The sequence below is a fragment of the Micromonospora sp. WMMC264 genome (genome assembly GCF_027497275.1).
In the GTDB taxonomy this organism is placed as follows: Bacteria; Actinomycetota; Actinomycetes; order Mycobacteriales; family Micromonosporaceae; genus Micromonospora; species Micromonospora chalcea.
Genome location: NZ_CP114907.1, coordinates 1 through 20,180, shown reverse-complemented (window position 1 = coordinate 20,180; position 20,180 = coordinate 1). Strand labels below are relative to the sequence as shown.

Annotated in this window: 19 protein-coding genes and 2 tRNA genes; 7 read left to right on the top strand and 14 right to left on the bottom strand. The window is 72.6% G+C overall.

Features of this window, described 5'->3' with window-relative positions; translation table 11 throughout:
- Nucleotides 1–834 carry a phosphoribosylaminoimidazolesuccinocarboxamide synthase gene (locus O7542_RS00105; protein WP_043328477.1) on the bottom strand — a complete coding sequence of 278 codons (834 nt, stop codon included), beginning with the start codon at nucleotides 832–834 and terminating at the stop codon, nucleotides 1–3.
- 124 nt (nucleotides 835–958) lie between these two features.
- Between O7542_RS00105 and O7542_RS00100 the strand changes: the two genes are divergently transcribed.
- Entirely contained in the window at nucleotides 959–2,284 is a 1,326-nt protein-coding gene (locus tag O7542_RS00100) for an extracellular solute-binding protein (protein ID WP_166457203.1), read from the top strand.
- 115 nt (nucleotides 2,285–2,399) lie between these two features.
- On the opposite strand, the gene O7542_RS00095 is transcribed toward O7542_RS00100, so the two are convergent.
- From O7542_RS00095 to O7542_RS00065, 7 genes are all read right to left on the bottom strand, one after another.
- Entirely contained in the window at nucleotides 2,400–2,648 is a 249-nt protein-coding gene (locus O7542_RS00095) for a hypothetical protein (protein WP_043328474.1), read from the bottom strand.
- Nucleotides 2,649–2,756: 108 nt separating this feature from the next.
- Nucleotides 2,757–2,830: transfer RNA gene (locus O7542_RS00090), tRNA-Met, on the bottom strand.
- Between the two features lie 136 nt (nucleotides 2,831–2,966).
- A tRNA-Met gene (locus O7542_RS00085) sits at nucleotides 2,967–3,040 on the bottom strand.
- 50 nt (nucleotides 3,041–3,090) lie between these two features.
- Nucleotides 3,091–4,020, bottom strand: coding sequence for a hypothetical protein (locus O7542_RS00080; RefSeq protein ID WP_064447895.1), 930 nt, complete (start codon nucleotides 4,018–4,020; stop codon nucleotides 3,091–3,093).
- Entirely contained in the window at nucleotides 4,010–4,519 is a 510-nt protein-coding gene (locus O7542_RS00075; RefSeq protein WP_043328470.1) for a sigma-70 family RNA polymerase sigma factor, read from the bottom strand. The genes O7542_RS00080 and O7542_RS00075 overlap by 11 nt, the downstream gene beginning before the upstream one ends.
- A 148-nt stretch (nucleotides 4,520–4,667) precedes the next feature.
- Entirely contained in the window at nucleotides 4,668–7,658 is a 2,991-nt protein-coding gene (locus O7542_RS00070; RefSeq protein ID WP_233607763.1) for a UPF0182 family protein, read from the bottom strand.
- A gap of 127 nt (nucleotides 7,659–7,785) precedes the next feature.
- A complete protein-coding gene (locus tag O7542_RS00065) occupies nucleotides 7,786–8,799 on the bottom strand; it encodes a PDZ domain-containing protein (RefSeq protein WP_176722737.1) in 1,014 nt (337 codons plus the stop codon).
- 115 nt (nucleotides 8,800–8,914) lie between these two features.
- On the opposite strand from O7542_RS00065, the gene O7542_RS00060 reads away from it, so the two are divergent.
- Nucleotides 8,915–10,186: a zinc-dependent metalloprotease gene (locus O7542_RS00060; RefSeq protein ID WP_082931089.1), complete on the top strand. Its 1,272-nt coding sequence runs from the start codon at nucleotides 8,915–8,917 to the stop codon at nucleotides 10,184–10,186.
- Between the two features lie 179 nt (nucleotides 10,187–10,365).
- On the opposite strand, the gene O7542_RS00055 is transcribed toward O7542_RS00060, so the two are convergent.
- Together O7542_RS00055 and O7542_RS00050 are read right to left on the bottom strand one after the other, a co-directional pair.
- Nucleotides 10,366–10,974: a hypothetical protein gene (locus tag O7542_RS00055; protein ID WP_281605536.1), complete on the bottom strand. Its 609-nt coding sequence runs from the start codon at nucleotides 10,972–10,974 to the stop codon at nucleotides 10,366–10,368.
- A 115-nt stretch (nucleotides 10,975–11,089) separates the two neighbouring features.
- Nucleotides 11,090–11,611, bottom strand: a complete 522-nt coding sequence (locus O7542_RS00050) for a M48 family metallopeptidase (RefSeq protein WP_043328464.1) — start codon at nucleotides 11,609–11,611, stop codon at nucleotides 11,090–11,092.
- Nucleotides 11,612–12,082: 471 nt separating this feature from the next.
- Here O7542_RS00050 and O7542_RS00045 point away from each other — a divergent pair, with 471 nt between their 5' ends.
- The 3 genes from O7542_RS00045 to O7542_RS00035 all read left to right on the top strand — a co-directional run bounded on the left by O7542_RS00045 (nucleotide 12,083) and on the right by O7542_RS00035 (nucleotide 14,889).
- Nucleotides 12,083–12,250, top strand: a complete 168-nt coding sequence (locus O7542_RS00045; protein ID WP_007464795.1) for a DUF5679 domain-containing protein — start codon at nucleotides 12,083–12,085, stop codon at nucleotides 12,248–12,250.
- A gap of 169 nt (nucleotides 12,251–12,419) precedes the next feature.
- Nucleotides 12,420–13,532 carry a TOMM precursor leader peptide-binding protein gene (locus O7542_RS00040; protein ID WP_140946507.1) on the top strand — a complete coding sequence of 371 codons (1,113 nt, stop codon included), beginning with the start codon at nucleotides 12,420–12,422 and terminating at the stop codon, nucleotides 13,530–13,532.
- Nucleotides 13,533–13,542: 10 nt separating this feature from the next.
- Entirely contained in the window at nucleotides 13,543–14,889 is a 1,347-nt protein-coding gene (locus O7542_RS00035) for an AarF/ABC1/UbiB kinase family protein (protein WP_030503671.1), read from the top strand.
- Between the two features lie 317 nt (nucleotides 14,890–15,206).
- Here O7542_RS00035 and O7542_RS00030 read toward each other — a convergent pair whose 3' ends face one another.
- From O7542_RS00030 to O7542_RS00020, 3 genes are all read right to left on the bottom strand, one after another.
- The gene (locus O7542_RS00030) at nucleotides 15,207–15,572 is read right to left on the bottom strand and encodes a WhiB family transcriptional regulator (RefSeq protein ID WP_030503670.1); all 366 of its coding nucleotides are present in this window, start codon (nucleotides 15,570–15,572) and stop codon (nucleotides 15,207–15,209) included.
- A 131-nt stretch (nucleotides 15,573–15,703) separates the two neighbouring features.
- Complete coding sequence (locus O7542_RS00025) at nucleotides 15,704–15,958, bottom strand: hypothetical protein (protein WP_082931090.1); 255 nt, start codon at nucleotides 15,956–15,958, stop codon at nucleotides 15,704–15,706.
- Nucleotides 15,959–16,087: 129 nt separating this feature from the next.
- A complete protein-coding gene (locus O7542_RS00020) occupies nucleotides 16,088–18,211 on the bottom strand; it encodes an ATP-dependent DNA helicase UvrD2 (protein ID WP_281605535.1) in 2,124 nt (707 codons plus the stop codon).
- A 91-nt stretch (nucleotides 18,212–18,302) separates the two neighbouring features.
- On the opposite strand from O7542_RS00020, the gene O7542_RS00015 reads away from it, so the two are divergent.
- Complete coding sequence (locus tag O7542_RS00015) at nucleotides 18,303–18,545, top strand: mycoredoxin (protein ID WP_043328458.1); 243 nt, start codon at nucleotides 18,303–18,305, stop codon at nucleotides 18,543–18,545.
- A 58-nt stretch (nucleotides 18,546–18,603) separates the two neighbouring features.
- On the opposite strand, the gene O7542_RS00010 is transcribed toward O7542_RS00015, so the two are convergent.
- Nucleotides 18,604–19,857 carry an MFS transporter gene (locus O7542_RS00010; protein WP_043328456.1) on the bottom strand — a complete coding sequence of 418 codons (1,254 nt, stop codon included), beginning with the start codon at nucleotides 19,855–19,857 and terminating at the stop codon, nucleotides 18,604–18,606.
- Nucleotides 19,858–20,062: 205 nt separating this feature from the next.
- Between O7542_RS00010 and O7542_RS00005 the strand changes: the two genes are divergently transcribed.
- Nucleotides 20,063–20,180, top strand: a 118-nt coding sequence (locus tag O7542_RS00005) for a helix-turn-helix domain-containing protein (RefSeq protein ID WP_348651590.1), incomplete at its 3' end; no start/stop codon positions are given.

Sequence of the window (20,180 nt, the reverse complement as noted above, 5' to 3'; positions counted from 1 at the left end):
TCAGTCCCAGCGGTTGCCGGTGAGCTTCTCGTACACCTCGACGTAGCGGGCCCGGGTCGCCTCGATCACCTCGGCCGGCACCTCCGGCGCGGGCGGCTGCTTGTCCCAGCCGCTGGACGTGGCCCAGTCCCGCACGTACTGCTTGTCGTAGGAGAACTGGGCGCGGCCCGGCTGGTACGACTCGGCCGGCCAGAACCGGGACGAGTCGGAGGTGAGCACCTCGTCGCCGAGAACCAGCGTGCCGTCCGCCGCCCAGCCCAGCTCCAGCTTCGTGTCCGCGATCAGGATGCCCCGCTCGGCGGCGATCTCCGCGCCGCGCCGGTAGACGTCGATGGTGATCTGCCGCAGCCGCTCCGCGACCTCCGGGCCGACCTTGTCGACCACCTGCTCGTACGTGATCGGCTCGTCGTGCTCGCCCTTCGGCGCCTTCGTCGACGGCGTGAAGATCGGCTCGGGCAGGATCGACGCCTCGACCAGGCCGCGCGGCAGCGGCACCCCGGAGACCGAGCCGGTGCGCTGGTATTCCGCGAAGCCGCCGCCGGTCAGGTAGCCCCGGGCCACGCACTCGACCGGCACCATGTCCAGCCGGCGGCAGCGGATCGCCCGGCCGGCGAACTCCGCCGGCACGTCCGTCGCCGAGATCACGTGGTTCGGCACCAGGTCGGACAGCTGCTCGAACCACCACAGCGACAGCGCGGTGAGCAGGCGGCCCTTGTCCGGGATCGGGGTCGGCAGCACCACGTCGTAGATGGAGACGCGGTCGGTGGCGACCAGGATCAGGTCCTCGCCGTCGGCGTAGACGTCCCGGACCTTGCCCGAATGCAGAAGTTCCACGGCGCTAGTACACCATGACCGGCGGGGGCCGCCCGGCGCGCCCACCGGAGGTCCCGCCCGGCGTTGACACCCCGCCGTAGGGGCCGGTGAAATGATCCGTCCACCGACGTTCGGAGAGAGATCCGTGCCCGCTGCGCAGTCCGTACCCCGTCCCGGCCTGGACCGGCGACGGCTTCTCGGCGCGCTCGCCGGGCTGCCGCTGCTCGGCGGCGGGCTGCCGGCACTGGCCGGATGCAGCCCGGAGGAGGCGGCCGTCGACGACGGCCCGGTCGAGCTGTCGGTGTTCTGGTGGGGCGGCGACCGGCGGGCGGCGGCCACCGAGCAGGCGCTGCGCCTGTACTCGCAGCAGAACCCCCGGGTCAGCTTCCGGGTCACCTGGCAGGGGTTGAGCGGCTACTACGACCGGCTGGCCACCCAGGCCACCGGCGGCAACCCGCCGGACCTGTTCCAGATCGACGACACGCTGCTCGCCGAGTACGCCGGCCGGGACATCCTGCTCGACCTCAGCCCGTACGCCGCCGACGGGCGGATCGACCTGCGCGAGGTGCCGGCGCAGCTGGCCCGCTACGGCCAGGTGGACGAGCGGACCGTGGGCGTGGCGGCCGCGCAGACCAGCGCGGCGCTGGTGTTCAACCGCGCGCTGTTGCGCCGGCTGGGCCAGCCCGAGCCGCGCACCGGGATGTCCTGGAAGGAATACGTCGCCTGGGCCGCCCGCGTGACCCGCGCCTCCGGCAACCGGGTGGCCGGCACCATGGACGCCTCCGGCGACTACCGGGCGCTCTGGCTGTGGCTGCGCGGCCAGGGCAGCGAGATGTACCGGGGGCGGCAGCTCGGTTTCAGCTCGGCCGAGCTGCTCGACTGGTTCGAGTTCTGGGAGGTGGCCCGCTTCGGCCGGGCCACCCCGAGCGCTGCGCTGGTCGAGCAGGCGGACAGCGGCGAGCTGGCCCGCCAGCTCGTGGTCACCGGGCACACAGCGGCCTCGTTCGCCTGGTCGCACCAGTTGCCGGAGCTGCAACGCCTGACCGACGACGAGCTGGCGGCGGTGGCCTTTCCGGGCACGCCCGCCGCCCAGTGGCCCCGGGCGTCGATGTACTGGGCCGGCTTCCAGGGCACCCGCCACCCGGAGGTGGTGGCGAACGTGATCGACTTCCTGACCACGAACGTGGCGGCCGGCCGGCTCCTCGGCGTGGAGCGCGGCCTCAACGCCAGCAAGCAGGTGCGCTCGTTCGTCGCCGGCGAGCTGACCGACCGGTCCGAGAAGCGCATGGCCGCGCTCGGCGCCGAACTGGACGGGCTGGCCGGTCCGTCACCCGCGCCGCCGCCCAAGGGACACGCCAAGGTCCGCACCCTGCTGATCGACGCGGCCGAAAGCATCCGCGGCAAGCGCTCCGGCGCCCGCACCGCCACCTCGCGCTTCATGGCCCAGGCCAACGCCGCCCTGGCGAGCTGACCCGCCCGCCGCGCCCGACCGACCGCCCTGCCCGGCGATCATGAGGTTGGCGGCGACAAATCGGACGCGGCGCACCGCCAACTTCATGATCAGCCGGGGCGTGCGGGCCCGGGGGTCAGCGCGGAGGGCGGTTGCGGCGTCCGCGCGTGAGCAGCAGCACCAGCAGGACGATGCCGCCGACCACCACGAGGCAGCAGAGCAGGCCGAGGAAGCCGAACCCGCCGCGGCCGCGCCGGCGCGCCGCCTCCACCACGATCTCGCCGGTGCCCGACGACGCCCAGGCCGCGACCGGCACGAACACCGAGAGCACGACCGTACCGAGGACCGCGCCCAGGCGGCCCCACCACTTGTTCCATGCAGACATGCCCCCCATCCTCGCCGAGACCCGCAACCGGGGCACGGCGGATGAGGGCGGATGTCGCCGGACACGGCGAAGGGCCCCGGAAAGAATTCCGAGGCCCTTCGTCACGAGTAGCGGGGACAGGATTTGAACCTGCGACCTCTGGGTTATGAGCCCAGCGAGCTACCGAGCTGCTCCACCCCGCGTCGGCTCGTAAAGCTTATCGCACTCCGATCCCGGAGATCAGCCGGGTCCCCGATCCTGCCGCCGGACCGCGCGGACCGGCGGCAGGCGGAAACGGCGAAGGGCCCCGGAGAGAACTCCGGGGCCCTTCGTCACGAGTAGCGGGGACAGGATTTGAACCTGCGACCTCTGGGTTATGAGCCCAGCGAGCTACCGAGCTGCTCCACCCCGCGTCGGCTCGACAACCGTAGCGCACCGACCCGGGGAGGCGCAAAACGGGTACTCAGTCCAGCCACCGCCGGACCGCCTCGACCGCCCGGCGGCTGTCCGCGTCGAACTGGGCGCGCTCGGTCGAGGTGCTCTCCCAGCCCTGCTCCCACAGCAGCGACACCACGTCACCGACGCGGACCGCCCGAATCAGGTGCACCTCGTCGCCGCCGCTCGGATCGCCGTTCGCGTCCCGGTACGGCGTCCGCGTCTCGAACAGCACCGACTCGTCGCCGTACCCGCTGTCGGGCAGCAGACGCTGCCGCACCGTCACCGGCGGCGTACCCCGGGCGGGCTGCTCGGGGCAGGCCCGCACCGCCGCGCGCAGCTCGGCCAGCGCGGCGCCGGCGCCGCCGGACCGGTAGATCGTGATGCTGTGCCGGTAGTTGCCCGACGGCACCTCGTCGGCCGAGGCCCCGGCCCGCCGGTACGGCAGCGACCGGGCCCGCCGCGCCACCACCCGCTCGTCGCCGGGGCTCGCGCCGCAGAGCACCGGCAGCACCGGCCCCGGGCCGAAGTAGTTGCCGGTACCGGCGTCGTTCGCGGCGGGCAGCACGAAGAACGCCCGGTCCGGGATCGTGGTCGGGGTCGCCGCGGCCGGAGGCGTGGTGGTCACGGCCGGGCTCCGCGAGCCGGGGGTACGGCCGACGGACGGCGACGGCGGGGGCGGCGACGACGGCACGACCGAAGGCGCGACGGACGACGGCCGCGGGGTGGGCGTACCCGCGGGCGGTGGAGCCGGGTCGGGGCCCGGCCCGGCGGCGAGCACCAGCTGGCTGCCGGCCACCGTGCCCGCGACCAGCCCGGCGGCGGCCAGGACGGTCAGCGCGGCCCGGCGGCGGGCCCAGCGGTCGGCGCTGCGGCGCAGCCGGTCCGGCGCCGGCAGCACCCGCTCGTCCGTGTCGGCGGCGAGGGACCGGTAGTAGCGGTGCAGTTCAGGCGACATCGTTGACCTCCAGCTCCTCGGCGGCGACGCCGGGCAACAGCTCGGCCAGCCGGGCCCGTCCCCGGGACAGCCAGGACTTCACAGTGCCGGCGGGAACCCCGGCCTCCCGGGCGATCTCCTCCACCGGCAGGTCGAACAGGTAGTGCAGGGCGAGCGCCTGCCGGTGCCGGGGCGGAAGCTGCCGCAGCGCCCCGACCAGCAGCACGGTGTCCTCGCCCGGCGGCCCGACGTCGGGCGGCGGCCCGGTGCGGCTGGCCGCGAGGCGCCACCCGCGCAGCCGCCGGAACCGGTCGGCCGCCAGCCGGCTGATCACCAGCCGCAGCCACGCCTCCGGAGCGGGATGGGCGGCGAGCTTCGCCCACTGCCGCCAGGCCCGCGCGTACGCCTCCTGCACGAGGTCCTGGGCCTCGGCCGGGTCGCCGGCCACCGCGTAGCCGTACCGGATGGCCCGCCCCGACGTGCTGCGGTAGAAGTCGTCGAAGCTGTTCGCGTCCCGCATGTGCCCTCCCGCCCCCACACGTCCACCTGCACTGTTGACGGCGCAGTGCGGTCCGGGGTTGCGGGCGGGGAGTCCGGAAGACGACACGAGCCCGGGGTCCGGTGACCGTTGCGGTCCCGGACCACGGGCTCGTGGTGTCGGCTCGGCGTCAGCCGCTCGGCGTGGGCGCGGGCGACGTGGGCGCCGGCGGTGAGGCGCTGCCCGACGGCGCCGGGTTGCCCGAGCCGCCGGCCGCGGACTGTGCCTGCTGGAACGCGCTCATCGCCTCGTCCAGCGCCTTCAGCGCGCGCCCGTACCGCTCGAAGTCGCCGGACGCCTGCGCGGCCTTGACCTCGCTGATCGCGGTCTGCACCCGGGCCGCCGCCTGGGCCAGTTCGCCGGTCGCCGGCGGGGTGTTGTTGTCACCCCCGGTCGGCGTCGGCGTCGGCGTCTCGTTGTCGTCGGTGCTCGGCGGCGGGTTGTTGTTCGGCGCCCGCTTGCCCTGTTCGACGAGCTGCTTGATGCCGTCGTTGAGGTTGTTGGCGAGCACCACGTACGAGCCGCCGTCACCGTAGGAGAGCAGCACCTTCTGCAGCAGCGGGTACGCGTCCTGGTTGCTGCTCTTCACGTAGACCGGCTCGACGTAGAGCATGCCGTCGGCGAACGGCAGCGAGAGCAGGTTGCCGTACTGCACCTGGGCCTGGTTCGAGGAGAGCAGGTTGAGCTGCTGCCGGATGTCGCCGTTGTTCGTCATCTGCTGGTGCACCTGCGTCGGCCCGGAGATCCGGGTCTGGTCCGGCAGCTCCAGCACCTCCAGTTGTGGCTTGCCGTCGACGTACGAGCCGGAGACCAGCGCGGCGAGGTTCTGCCGCCCGTTCGGGGTGACCGCGGAGGTCAGCTGGAAGCGTGGCCCCTCCTGCCCGGGGAACTGGGTGAAGAGGTAGTACGGCGGCTGCTTCTGCCCGCTGTCCGGCGCGTCCGGCACGTTCGGCACCTGCCAGAAGTCCTGGCCGGAGTAGAAGTCGCCGGGGTCGGTGACGTGGAACTTGGTGAGCAGGTTGCGCTGCACCTTGAACATGTCCGCCGGGTAGCGGAAGTGCTCGGCCAGCTCGGCCGGGATGTCGCCCTTGGGCAGCACCAGGTCACCGCCGAACGCCTTGTTCCACGCCTTGAGGACCGGGTCGGTGTCGTCGTACGAGTAGAGCTTGACCGTGCCGTCGTAGGCGTCGACCGTCGCCTTCACCGAGTTGCGGATGTAGTTGACGTTCTCCCGGGCGAGCTGGAACGTGCCCCGGCCGGTCAGCTCGTCGGCGGTCTCCGCCTGGAGGTTGACCCGCTCGGCGTACGGGTAGGTCGCCGCCGTGGTGTAGCCGTCGATGATCCACAGGACCCGGCCGTTCACGACCGCCGGGTACGGGTCGCCGTCGAGCGTGAGGAACGGGGCGACCTTCTCCACCCGGTCACGCGGGTTGCGCACGTAGAGCAGCTTCGAGTTCTCGTTGACCGCTTCGGAGAGCAGGAAGTTCGGCTCCTGCTCCTTGATCGAGTAGAGCAGACGGCGCGGGAACGAACCGATCTTGACGCCGCCCTCGCCGCTGTAGGTGTAGTACTGCTCGCCACCGGTGGAGGTGGGCCGGTCGAACTCGACGTTGCGGTCGCCGTTCTGGCCGACGATCGCGTAGTCCCCGGGCTCCATCCGCTCGCCGTAGTAGATCCGCGGCTGCTGGGCCGGGATCTCCTCGGCCGGCGAGGAACACGCCTCCTGCGCCTTCTCACCCAGGAAGCCGGAGACGAAGTACGGCTGACCGCCGCAGACCACCTGGTTCGCCGGGGCGGCCACCAGACCGTACCCGTGGGTGTAGACGGTGTGGCGGTTGATCCAGTTGCTCTGCTGGTCGGTCAGCTCGCCGTAGTTGATCTCACGGACGCCGACCACGTAGTCGGAGGTCTTGTCCTTGACCGAGTACCTGTCGATGTCCAGCTTCGAGCCGAAGTCGTAGAAGCCACGTACCTGCTGGAGCTGGGTGTACGTCTCGGAGACCAGCTGCGGGTCGAGCAGCCGGATGTTCTGCACCACCGAGGTGTCGGTGGCCAGGCTGGCGGGTGGAACGAGGTTGCTCGCCGCGTACGGTGTGGTCTTCGTGCCTTCGAGGCCGAACGCGGTGCGGGTGGCCTTGATGCTGCGTTCGATGTACGGCGCTTCCTTGTCCCGGGCGCTCGGCTTGACCTCGAACGTCTGCACGGCCCACGGGTAGATGCCGCCGATCGCGACCGCGGAGACGCCGAGCAGGGCGAGCGAGATGCCCGGCCAGACCAGGTTCCGCATGACCGCGTTGGAGAACACGATGATCGCCAGCGCCACCAGGACGGAGATCCAGGCGAGGATCTCCTTCGCCGGCAGCAGCGCGTTGACGTCGGCGTAGCCGGCGCCGTAGAGCTTGGCGCTGTCGTTGTACTCCAGCAGCATGGCCCGCCGGTCCAGCACGTACGCGACGGCCTTGAGCAGCACGAAGAACGCGACCAGCGAGCTGAGGTGGGCGCGGGCGGCGTTCGTCATCCGGTCGCCGACGCCCTGCAGCCGCACCCCGCCGAAGATGTAGTGCACGGCGAGCGCGCCGAGCAGGGACAGCACGACGGCGGTGAAGCCGACGCCGAGCAGGTAGCGCCAGAACGGGAGCTGGAAGACGTAGAAGCCGACGTCGATGCCGAACTCGGGGTCCTTCACGCCGAAGTCGCCGCCGTTGCGGAACAGCAGCCACTGGCTCCACCGGCTCTGCGCGGACAGGCCGGCGAACAGCCCGACGACGGCGGCGGCGAGCGCGATCCAGGTGCCGAGGCGAGGGCTCAGGAGCATCCGGTAGCGCTCCAGCGTGGCCTGCTCGGCCGAGTGCGGGCGCATCCGGGGTCGCAGCCGGTAGGCGAGCCAGAGGTTGCCGGCCACGATCAGCGCCATGCCGACGCCGACCACCAGGAACAGCAGCAGCCGGGTGGCGAGCACGCCGGTGAAGACCTGGGTGTAGCGGACCTCGTTGAACCAGAGCCAGTCCGTCCATGCGTTGACGCCCCAGCCGAGCAGGGTGAACAAGACGAACACCCCGATCAGGACACCGATGGTGACGCGTCCGCGTCGGCTCATCCTCGGCAAGGGACTGCTACGCATGACCACTGTTGGCTCCGCACGCTCGATGTGATCGGCTCCGACCAGGCACCAAGAGTACGGGGTCATCCTGAGCACGTCGGGTCAAGGTCACGTCACGATCGGCACAGCAGTCGTGGTCCCGGCCGGTTCAGCAGCGCGTCGGCTGCCCCCCGGTACGCAGCGCCTCGAGTGCCTTCAATGCCTCGTCCAGCGTGGCGACCTTCAGCATCGGCAGGCCCGGCTGCGGGTTGCGGACGGCCTCGGCGCAGTTGTCGGCGGGCACCAGGAACGCGTTCGCGCCGGCCTCCTTGGCGCCGACGAGCTTCTGCGCGATACCGCCGATCGGGCCGACGCGGCCCTCGTCGTCGATGGTGCCGGTACCGGCGATGATCTTGCCGCCGGTCAGGTCGGCCGGCTCCAGCTTGTCGATGATGCCGAGCGAGAACATCAGCCCGGCGCTCGGCCCGCCGATGTCCCCCAGGTCGATCTTGAGGGTGAACGGGTGCGGCTGCTGCTGATCGATCTCCACGCCGATCCGCGGCCGGCCGTCCTGCTCCTGGCTGGTCACCGTGGCCGTGCCCGGGGTGTCACCACGGGTGTAGCCGATCCGCAGCGCGGTGCCGGCCGGCTTCGACCGGATCAGCTCGGTCAGCTTGGCCGCGCTCGTCACCGGCACCCCGTCGACCGAGGTGAGCACGTCGTCGGGGCGCAGCACGTCGGCCGACGGCCCGCCCGCCGTGACCGCCTTGACCAGCACCTTGATCGGGTAGCCCAGCTCACGCAGGGCCGCCGTCTCGGCGCTGGTCTGCGAGTTCTGGAAGTCCTCCGCGTTGCGCTTCTCGACCTCCTCCTGCGACTGCCCCGGCGGGTAGACCAGCTCGCGCGGCACCACCGCCTCGTCCGAGGAGAACCATCCGGCCAGCGCCGAACGGAGCCGCACCGTCGGCTGCACGCCGACCGTGGTGAGCCGGAGCTGACCGGCGGACGTCGACGTCGAGCGGCCGGTCACCTGGATGACCTCCTTGCCGTCCTCGCTGCCCAGCGTGTTCACCGTCGGACCCGGGCCGAGCACCACGTACGGCAGCGGCACGCTCAGCACACCGACGCTGAGCAGTGCGGTGAGCAGGGCACCGAGCAGGACGGTCACGCCGCGACGTCTCATGCGCCAGAGCGTACCGATCCGCGCCCCGCCGCCCGGCGCGGTGACCCGAGGACTTCGCCCTCAGCGCAACGCCGAGTGGCACGACCTGCGGCGGGGCCCGCGTACCGTAGACGTCGTGCCTGATATTCCGTTCGGTTTCGCGCTCCCGGGTGGTCAACCACCGGACCCCAACGATCCCGCGGCGATGCAGCAGTTCATGTCGCAGTTGCAGCACCTGCTCTCGGCGCCGGGCAGCGGGCCGGTCAACTGGGACCTGGCCCGGCAGGTAGCCGCCAGCCAGCTCGCCGCCGCCGGCGACCCGGCGGTGTCGCCGTTCGAACGCAACGCGGTCGAGGAGGCGCTGCGCATCGCCGACCTCTGGCTGGAGCCGGCGACCTCGTGGCCCTCCGGCATCCGCACCTCGGTCGCCTGGAACCGCAACGAGTGGATCTTCAAGACGCTCGACGTGTGGCGCAAGCTCTGCGACCCGGTCGCCAGCCGGATGGTCGGCGCGATGGGCGACCTGGTGCCGCCGGAGGCCCGCGCCCAGCTCGGCCCGATGCAGTCGATGGTCGCCACGCTGGGCGGCGCGCTCTTCGGCGGCCAGCTCGGCCAGGCGCTCGGCTCGCTCGCCGCCGAGGTGCTCTCCGCCGGCGACATCGGCCTGCCGCTCGGCCCCGCCGGCACCGCCGCGCTCGTCCCCGCCAACATCAAGGCGTACGGCGAGGGCCTGGAGCTGCCCGAGGACGAGGTACGCCTCTACGTGGCCCTGCGCGAGGCCGCCCACCAGCGGCTGTTCCAGCACGTGCCGTGGCTGCGCGGGCACGTGCTGACCGCGGTGGAGAACTACGCCGCGGGCATCCGGGTCAACCGGGAGGCGATCGAGGAGGCGATGGGCCGGGTCGACCCGACCGACCCGGAGTCGATGCAGGCGATCGCGCTGGAGGGCATCTTCACGCCCGAGGACACTCCCGCGCAGAAGGCGTCGCTGGCCCGGCTGGAGACCGTACTCGCCCTGGTCGAGGGCTGGGTCTGCCACGTCGTCGACAGCGCCGCCGGTGACCGCCTCCCCAACGTCGTACGCCTCGGCGAGGCGTTCCGCCGCCGCCGCGCCGCGGGTGGCCCGGCCGAGCAGACGTTCGCCGCGCTCGTCGGTCTCGAACTGCGGCCCCGCCGGCTGCGCGAGGCCACTGTGCTGTGGGCGGCGCTGACCGAGCACCGCGGCATCGCCGGCCGGGACGCGATCTGGGGCCACCCGGACCTGCTGCCCTCCGACGACGACTTCGCCGCGCCGGAGGCGTTCGCCACGACCAGCACCGATCTCGACGACGAGCTGGCGAACTTCGACTTCTCCGCGCCGGGCGCCCCGGAGGAGAAGTCCCCCGGCGAGGACGACGACAAGCGCTGACGCAGCACACCCCCGGGCCCGCCCCGGCCCGGCCCGCCCGCCCCGGCCCATCGATCTTGGAGTTGTGGCGCCCAGGATGCCCGGGTAGCGACGTTTGTCAGGCACCACAACTCCAAGATCGGCGGAGTGGCCGGATGCGCGGAGTGGCCGGATGCGCGGCGAGGCAGTAGGGACAGGGGTCAGACGGGGCGGCCGGACAGCAGGGCCCGGGTGGCCTCCCAGCCCTCGACGGCCGGGTCGAGCGCGGCCAGGTCGGCGGGACCGCGCATCCGGCGCCAGCCGGCGGTGACCGCCACGTCCCCCGGGCTCGGCGCGGCCCGGCGCACCTCGGCCGGCGCGGTCGTGTCCAGGTCCAGCGCCGGCAACCACGCCGGTACGGGCAGTCGAGCAGCCACTCCCAGCAGACCGGTTCCGCCTCCCTCGACCGGGGCCACCGCCACCGGCCGGGTGGTCAGCGGCCGCAGCAGCTTGCCGAGCGTCAGCCCCGGCACGTCCGGCGCGTCCGCCGCCACCACTGCCACCTGGTCGTAGCCCGCAGCGGCGAGCGCCGCGAACACCGCGTTCGGCGTCGGCTCCGGCACCTCGTACACCGGGGTGCCGGGCCAGACCACGGCGTCGGCCAGCCAGCGGTCCCGCGCGGCGACCGCGACGGCGGTCTCCACCTCGTTCAGCGTGGCCAGCAGGTCCACCACGTCCTCGGCGAGGGCGGTACGCCATCGCGCCGGCTCGATTCCGGGCGGCGTCCAGGTCACCGGGCCGAGCAACGCCACCACCACACGTCGGGACACCCGCCGACCTTAACCCCACCCCACACGCGATCATGAAGTTGACGGTGACGAAACGGACGGATCACCAGGTCAACTTCATGATCGACCGCGCGGGCGCCAGAGGGCGGGGGCGCGGTCAGGGGATGGCGGCGGTGGCGGCCACGCCCTCCAGGTAGCCGCGCGCCCGCTCCGAGCGCGGGTACCGGGCGACCAGCGCCCAGAACTCGGCGTTGTGACTGGGCACGATGAGGTGCGTCAGCTCGTGCAGGAGGACGTAGTCGATCACCCAGTCGGGCATGTCCTGGATCCGGTGCGAGATCCGGATGGTGCGGTCGGCGGGGGTGCAGGAGCCCCAGCGGCCGTTCTGGTTGGTCACCCAGCGCACGCTCGCGGGCACGGCGGCCGAGCCGTACTCGGGAAGGTAGCTGTCGATCAGGCGGCGGGCGCGGGCGAGCAGTTCGGCGTCCGAGCGGGCGAGCCGGCCCTCGCGGGCGGCGAGCCGGGCCAGCATCCGGTCGACCCACTCGCTCTCCTCGGCCCGGGAGAACTGGTCGGGGATCAGCACGACGACGCGCTCCCCGTCCCGGTACGCGGACACCGTGCGCCGCCGGCGCTGACTGCGCCGTACCTCGACGACGGGCTTCCGCGTCACGGCCATTACCGGCCCGCGCAGCCTCGGTTGACTGTCACGATGGAAAGCTAATGCGTACTGACCAGGACTCCGCAAGAGTCAACACGACGACACGCGCCCGGAAAATGGCGGTTGATTGTCAGGAGTCCAGAAAAAATTCTTTGCGCTGGTAGATGACCATCACCAACCGACCCTCTGCAACGTTAAGTGATCTACGGTGAGTGACCGGCGTCAGGGGCACACGAAGGGGATCTGGGCGCTTTTACCCGGCGTGTCCGCGCGAAACTGACTTATCCGACGTAACTCGGCATGCACACTCTCGACGTCGACTAGCTCACAGAGTCGGCGTACAGCTGACATGGAACCGCCCAGACCTGGGTAGGGTCCGCCAACCACGGTCAGGTGACTGATCGCGGAGAACCCCCCGGCGCCGACGTCACGTTCGGCCGCAGGGAGACCGCCGGGACAACCTCCGGCGGACGAGACGAGGAGGCTACCGTGGCCGACCAGGCCCAGACCTACAACGGTTACTGCGTCAAGTGCAAGGAGAAGCGGGACTTCGAGGGGCACGTGGAGGTCTCGAAGACCGGCATGAACATGGCCAAGGGCAAGTGCCCGGTGTGCGGCACAACAGTGAACCGCATCCTGGGCAAGGCCAAGGTCTGACCGCTCCACGGGGAGGGCGGCCCTCGGCCGCCCTCCCCGTCGGGTAACCGACACAGTTACCCGCCAGTTGTGGAAAACCGGCGAGATCCTGTGGACAAGGCTGGCCACGGCTCGCCGCACCTGTGGACAACGAACGACGGAGCGCTTGGAGACGGTCACTATCGGTGCCGTGACCGATCCGACACCGCTCGTCCGTCCGATCCTGCTGCCCGGCCTGACCCGGCTCTGGCGCGACCGCCACACGCTCCAACTCGGTGAGCTGCCCGGCCGGGCGGTGCTGCTGGAGATGTCCTCGCCGGGCACGGCCCGCCTGCTCGACCTGCTCGACGGCACCCGCAGCGAACGCGCCGTGCTGGCCGAGGCCGGCGCCGCCCGGGTGCCGCCCGACGAGGCACGCGCGCTGCTCGACACGCTCCGCGACGCCGGCCTGGTGGTGCCCGCGCAGGCCCTGTTCCCCCGTGACCTCGCCGGCGCGGTCCGGACCCGGTTGGCAGCCGAGGCCGCCGCGCTGGCGCTTACCTGCCCCGACCTGCCCGGCACACCGGCCCGGCTGCTGCGCCGCCGCCGGTCCGCCCGGGTGCTGGTCACCGGCACGGGACGACTCGGCGCGGCGGTCGCCGTCGCGCTGGCCCAGGCCGGCGTCGGGCACGTCGTACCCGATCTGGCCGGCCCGGTCGGCGTCGGCGACCTGGTCGGGACCGGCCTGACCGCCGCGGAGCTGGGCCGGCCGCTGGGCCCGGCGGTACGCGCGGCGCTGGAGCGGTGCGCGCCGGGCACTGCCACGACCCCGATCCGGGCGGCCCGGCCGGACCTGGTGGTGCAGCTCGGCGTGGACCGGCCGGCCGAGCTGCTGGCCACCGGGTACGCCCGGCGACGCCAGCCCCACCTGCTGCTCGACCTGCGCGGCGGCGTACCCGTGATCGGCCCGCTGGTCCGCCCACCCGTCGGTCCGTGCCTGCGCTGCCTCGACCTGCACCGCGGCGACCGGGACCCGGACTGGCCGGCGCTCGCCGCCCAGCTCGCCGCCGACCGGGGCGAGCGGGCCTGCGCCGCCACCACCCGGCTCGCCGCCGCCGCGTTCGCCACGGCCGAGGCGCTGGCCCAGCTCGACGGCGGCCACCCGGAGACGCTCGGCGGCGCGGTGGAGGTCGCAGCCCCGGGCCGGGTGCGTCACCGACGGTGGCCGCCGCACCCCTCCTGTGGCTGCTGCCGGCGTCGCCCGATCCGGTCGGCCCCGGCCGCTCCCGGCCGCACGGCAGCAGCGAGGGCCCCGAGTCGGTAACAATGGCCGGGTGACCGACATCCCGCGCCGGGCCGTGTCCCGCACCGCCAAACTCGCCGCCCTGCCGCTCGGATTCGCCGGTCGAACCGTCCTCGGCATGGGCAAGCGGGTGACCGGGCTCGCGTCCGACGTCATCTCCGCCGAGATCCAGCAGCGCACCGCCGAGCAGCTGTTCAGCGTGCTCGGGCAGCTCAAGGGCGGGGCGATGAAGTTCGGCCAGGCCCTGTCGGTGTTCGAGGCGGCGCTGCCCGAGGAGGTGGCCGCACCCTACCGGCAGGCGCTCACCAAGCTCCAGGAGGCCGCCCCGCCGCTGCCGGCGGCGACAGTGCACAAGGTGCTCGCCGAGCAGCTCGGCCCGGACTGGCGCGACCGGTTCGTCGAGTTCAACGACACCCCGGCCGCGGCGGCCAGCATCGGCCAGGTGCACCGCGCCCTCTGGCGCGACCCCGGGTACGGCCCGAACGGCGGCCCGCAGCACCGGGACGTGGCCGTGAAGATCCAGTACCCGGGCGCAGGTGACGCCCTGCTCGCCGACCTCAAGCAGCTCTCCCGGCTCGGCGGCATGTTCCGGGCGATCCAGCCGGGGCTGGACGTGAAGCCGCTCCTGGCCGAACTGCGCGAGCGCATCACCGAGGAACTGGACTACGAGCTGGAGGCGGAGTCGCAGCGGGCGTTCGCCGCCGCGTACGCCGACGACCCGGACATCTTCATCCCCGAGGTGCTCGACGCCGCGCCCCGGGTGCTGATCACCGAGTGGGTCGAGGGCATCCCGCTGTCCCAGATCATCCGGGAGGGCACCGAGGAGCAGCGCGACGAGGCCGGCCGGCTGATGGCCGAGCTGCACCTCTCCGCGCCGGAGCGGGCCGGGTTGCTGCACGCCGACCCGCACCCGGGCAACTTCCGGCTGCTGCCGGACGGGCGGCTCGGCGTGATCGACTTCGGCGCGGTGGCCCGGATGCCGCAGGGCACGCCGGAGCCGATCGGCCGGATCGCGGCGCTCGCGCTGAACGGCGACGCCGACGCCGTGGTGGAGGGGCTGCGCGCCGAGGGCTTCGTCAGCCGCACCGAGTCGATCGACGCCCCGGCGGTGCTCGACTTCCTGCGTCCGATGCTGGAGCCGATCGCGGCCGACGAGTTCCGCTTCACCCGGGCCTGGCTGCGCGCCGAGGCGACCCGGCTGGCCAGTCCCCGCTCCCCCGCGTACCAGCTCAGCCGCCAGCTCAACCTGCCCCCGTCGTATCTGATGATCCACCGGGTCACGCTGGGTTCGATCGGCGTGCTCTGCCAGCTGGAGGCGAAGGCGTCCTACCGGTCGATCCTGGAACGCTGGCTGCCCGGCTTCGCGCCGGTGCCCTGAGCACCGGCTGGGCACGGAACAGGCGAAGGGGCGGTGACCAGCAGGTCACCGCCCCTTCCTCACGCGATCGTTCTACAGGACGCCCAGGTCGCGTGCCGACTGGCTGCGACTCCGCATGGCGACGGTACGGGCGGAACGGGTTGCCTCAGTGCTCGTGGTGGTGCGACCGGCCTGAGGCCGGCGCATTCGGGCCCTGGACAACGCTTCGTGGAGTAGTTGCATCTCGAATCCGTTCGGCAGGTTCAGCATCAGAATTTCTCTCTCAGGTCGGCCGGTGGAGGGACACCGGCATCGGTCGGTCTTGGAACGTAGGTGTGTCAGGCTGCCAGCCGGACGGCGCTACGCGACTCGGACAGCCCGCTGGCCGCCAGTCGCGCCTCCGCCTCGACCCGGAGCTGCGCGTCGCGGGCGAGGTCCTCCTTGCGCGGACGGCCACGGGGCCGCTTGCGCGGGACGACCGCGCCACGCTCGAAGATCTCGCCGCCCCAGACGCCCCAGGGCTCGGCTCGCTCGACCGCCCCGGCCAGGCACTCGACGCGCAGCGGGCAGTCCCCGCAGAGCGACTTGGCCAGCTCGAGCTCGGCGGGCGAGTCGGAGAACCACAGGTCGGGGTCGAACTTCCGGCAGGGCAGGTTCGCCTCCACGTCGACGCTCACGTCGAGGGGGGCCAACGCCAGACTCATCCTCCGGTCACCTCTCTCTCACTTCGATCTCGTGGATCGCATTCCGACGTACTTCGGCGGGACAAAAAACTGAGGCCGCGGATCCCGGTGTGCGGGTTCCGCGGCCTCGAGGTGAGCCGGCGTCTGATGGATCAGACCGGTCTACCTCGAGGTGGAACGCCGCGGACATCCGTGCGCTTCTTGGCGCCATCGATGCCCTTGCCCGCGAAGCCACTGGTCCCCTCGACTCCGGCGATCGGCGCAACGGTCAGGTTCAGCTCGGCCTGAACCTGGACCTGGTGCACCTGCGGAGCCGACGGTCGAGCGGCGAGGGCCACCCGGACAGCCGACAGCGGAGCGACGGCAGACGGCATCGCCGCGAGACGCTCATAGTTGAAGATCTTCACTGGTGCCACCTCCCTACTCTCCTCGTGCCGACCGTGGACTCATCCCCGTTGAGCAGCCAGAACAGCGCCGCTCGCGAGGTGTGTCATGAGGCTATTCCTCGCCCTCGGGCGAGGGCAAACGATTTACGGCTAGTTTTCAGAAGTTTTCTGTGAGCAGACCTCGTCCACCGTGGCGCCCGCCACCAGGGCGAGGACCGTATCACCGTAAAGCCCGACTTTTCGGGGCCCGATCCCGGCGATCGCCACCAGTTCCTCGGTGCGACCGGGCTTCCGTTCGGCCAGCGCGGTGAGCGTGGCGTCGGTGAAGACCACGTACGCCGGCACCTTCTGCGCTCCCGCGACCCGCTGCCGCCACTCGCGCAGCCGCTCGTACAGCTCCTCGTCGATGTCCGACGGGCAGGTCGGGCAGCGGCCCAGTTTGCGGTCCGCGCCGGCGAGCAGCGTCGCGCCGCAGATCCGGCACGAGACCACCTGCGGCCGGCGCCGCTCGGCCCGCCGCGCCGGTCCGCCGCCGCCGGCCCGCTCGCCGCCGCCGGAGCGGTCGAGCTGCGGCAGGAAGCGCGACGGCCTCCGGGCCCGCCCACCCGGCGAGCGCGCCGTGGCGTACGACAGCCAGAGCCACTCCCGGGCCCGGGTGATCCCGACGTAGAGCAGCCGCCGTTCCTCCTCGACCTGCTCCATGGTCTTCGCGTACGTGGTGGGCAGCGTGCCCTCGGCCAGCCCGACCAGGAACACCGCGTCCCACTCCAGCCCCTTCGCCGAGTGCAGCGACGCGAGCGTGACCCCCTCGACGGTGGGCACGTGCTGCTGGGCGGCCCGCCGGGCCAGTTCCTCGGTGAACCCGGTCAGCCCCGGCTCCGCCTCGGCGTCGGCGGCGTACTCCTCGGCGAGCTGGACCAGCGCGGCGAGCGCCTCCCACCGCTCGCGCGCGGCGCCGCCGGGCGGGGGCGCGTCGGGCGCCCAGCCGACCGCCGAGAGCCCTTCGACCACGGCGGCCGGCAGCGGCGTGTCGACGGACGCCGACCGGGTGGCGGCGCGCAGCGCGATCATCGCCTGGCGCACCTCGGGCCGTTCGAAGAACCGCTCCGCGCCCTGGAGCACGTACGGCACGCCGGCCTCGGAGAGCGCCTTCTCGTACGCCTCGGACTGCGCGTTGGTGCGGAACAGCACAGCGATCTCCCGCGCCGGGGTGCCGCCCGCGACCAGCGCCCGGCAGCGGGCGGCGACCGCGTTCGCCTCGGCCGGCTCGTCGGTGAAGATCCGCAGTTCCGGCTCCGGACCGGGCCGGCGCTGGCCGTGCAGCTCCAGCCGCAGCCGCGCCTCGGTGCCCCGCGCCTGGGAGATCACCGCGTTGGCCAGCCCGACCACCTGCGGGGTGGAGCGGTAGTCGCGGACCAGCCGGACCACTGTCGCGCCCCGGTGCAGCCGGGGGAAGTCGACCAGGTACGACGAGGTCGCGCCGGTGAACGAGTAGATCGTCTGGCTGGCGTCGCCGACCACTGTCAGGTCGTCCCGGCCACCCAGCCACGCCTCCAGCAGCCGCTGCTGGAGCGGGTTGACGTCCTGGTACTCGTCGACCACGAAGTGCCGGTACTGGTTGCGCACCTGCTCGGCGACGTCCGGATGCTCCTCGATGCCCCAGACCGCGGCGCGCAGCATGTCCTCGAAGTCGATCACCCCGTTGCCGCGCTTGAGCCGCTCGTACGCGTCGAACACGTCGGCCACCCGGGCCGGCTCGTACGGCGTCTCGCGCAGCGCCTTGGCCGCGGCGACCACGTATTCCCCGGGCTCGACCAGCGACGACTTGGCCCATTCGATCTCGGCGGCGAGGTCGCGCGCGGCGGCCCGGTCGGCGCGCAGCCCGACCTTGGCGGCGGCGAGCGTGACCACCCGCACCTTGCTGTCCAGCAGCTCCGGCATGGCCCGCCCGGCCAGCAGCCGGGGCGCGAAGTAGCGGACCTGCCGCAGCGCCGCCGCGTGGAACGTGCGCGCCTGCACCCCCTGCACGCCGAGCACGGTGAGGCGGCTGCGCATCTCGGCCGCGGCGCGGGCGGTGAACGTGACCGCCAGCACGTGCCGGCCGGCGATGTCGCCGGTCAGCGCCCGGTACGCGATCCGCGACGTCACCGCCCGCGTCTTGCCGGTGCCGGCGCCGGCCAGGATGCAGACCGGCCCGGCCGGGGCGGTCACCGCGGACCGCTGCTCCGGATCCAGCCCGGCCAGCACCCGTTCCGCACCTGAGTGAACGCCCACAGCAGGGAATCATCCCAGCATCGTGTGACGTTGCAGCGGTTAGCCTGGCCTGATCGGACCGGGCGCGAGCCACCCCTTGGAGGACCAGACCATGCTGACGATGTATTCCACCCCGTGGTGCGGCTACTGCCACCGGCTGAAGTCGCAGCTCGACCGGGAGGGCATCGCGTACGAGGTGGTCGACATCGAGCAGGACCCCGCGGCCGCGGACTTCGTGATGAGCGTCAACGGCGGCAACCAGACCGTGCCGACGCTGCGCTTCGCCGACGGCAGCGCCCTGACCAACCCCTCGATCAACCAGGTCAAGCAGCACCTGGCCGCGCTGCCCGGCTGATCTCCCGCGACACTGCGAGCGGCCGTACCCGACCCGGGGTACGGCCGCTCGCCGTCGTTCAGGAGCCGCCCCGACTGAGCACGCCGTCGTCGGCCGGCTTCCGGGGCCCCGGGATCCGCACCGGCCCGGCGACCGGCGCGCTCAGCCCGCGGCCCCGCCACAGGTAGAGGCCGGCCGCCGTGGTGACCGCCCCGACCACTGCGAACAGCAGCCGGTAGTCGAACACCCCGACGAGCAGCGCGCCGGTGCCGATGGAGAGCGCCTGCGGACCGCTGACCAGGGCCTCCGACGCCGCGGTGACCCGGCCGAGCAGCCGCGGCGGCGTCCGCCGCTGGATCAGCGTGTTCAACCCCACCATGGTCAGCGGCAGCGACAGGCCGGCCAGCAGCAGCGCCACCACCCCGAGCCACAACCGGGGGTACGCGAGCGCCAGCGCGGCCGGTCCGAAGAACGTCACCCCGGCGGCCAGCGCCCCGACTTCGCCGTACCGGCGGACCACGGCGGCCGAGAACAGGCCGCCGACCAGGCCGCCGACGCCCTGCACCATGACCAGCACGCCGACGAACGCGGCCTCGCGGCGCAGACCCAGGTCGACGTACGCGAAGATCAGCGACTCGGTGAAGCCCATCACCAGCGAGCCGAGCCCGTACCCGAGCAGCGCCCGGCGCAGCGCCGGCTCGCCGGTCAGGTGGCGCAGCCCGGCGCTCAGCTCGGACGGCCCGCGGCGGCCGGACCGGGACGGTTCCCGCTCCTGCGCCCGCAGCCGGCCGACCACCGCCGCGGCCACCAGGAATCCGGTCATGGCCAGGACGGCGAGCAGCCAGCCGCCGACGGCGGCGTAGACGCCCGCCCCGGCGAGCGGCCCGATCAGCCGCAGGCCCTGCCGGACCGTCTGCAGCAGTCCGTTCGCGTCGGCCAGCGACTCGGCCGGAACCAGATGCCGGATCAGTCCGTTGAGCACGGCGGCGAGGGTGATGTACGACAGTCCGTAGAACGCCGCGACCACGTAGATCACCCAGACGTCGGAGCGGTCCCGGACCGTGAGCAGCGGACTGAGCAGCGCCGCGGCGACCAGGTTGGCGGCGATGAAGAAGGGTTTCCGGCGGTAGCGGTCGACCACCCAGCCGACGAGCGGGGCGAGGGCCATCGGTGCGATGACCGCGAAGATGGTCGCCCCCGCCATGCTGTCCGACCCGGTCAGATCCTTGACCCAGACGGCCAGGGCGAGCAGCAGCACCGACTCCGCCGCCATGCTCGCCACCACTGCGGCGAAGAGGAGACGGAAGTCGGGGCGGCGCAGGACGGTGCGCATCGGGTTGCCTCCGGCAGGGGTGCGCCACCAGGGGCGCGTCGGGGGTGGGCGCTGGTGAAGACACCCTCCACAGTCCTCTTTTTGTCTCGTGACACGCCCGTGCCGGAACCTCCGACGCCGGTCGCGACGTCCATACTGACCGTGGGGGGCGAATTTCATACAGTTACCGTCGCGTCCTGCGACGGTCGACGGGAAAGAGGACGCCGTGCCTCCTGCCGTACCAGGCCCGATTCTGCGCCGCCGTCGACTCGGCATCGAGCTGCGCCGGCTCCGCGAACAGGCCGGTCTGACCGGTGACCAGGTCATCGAGCGGATCGGCTGGG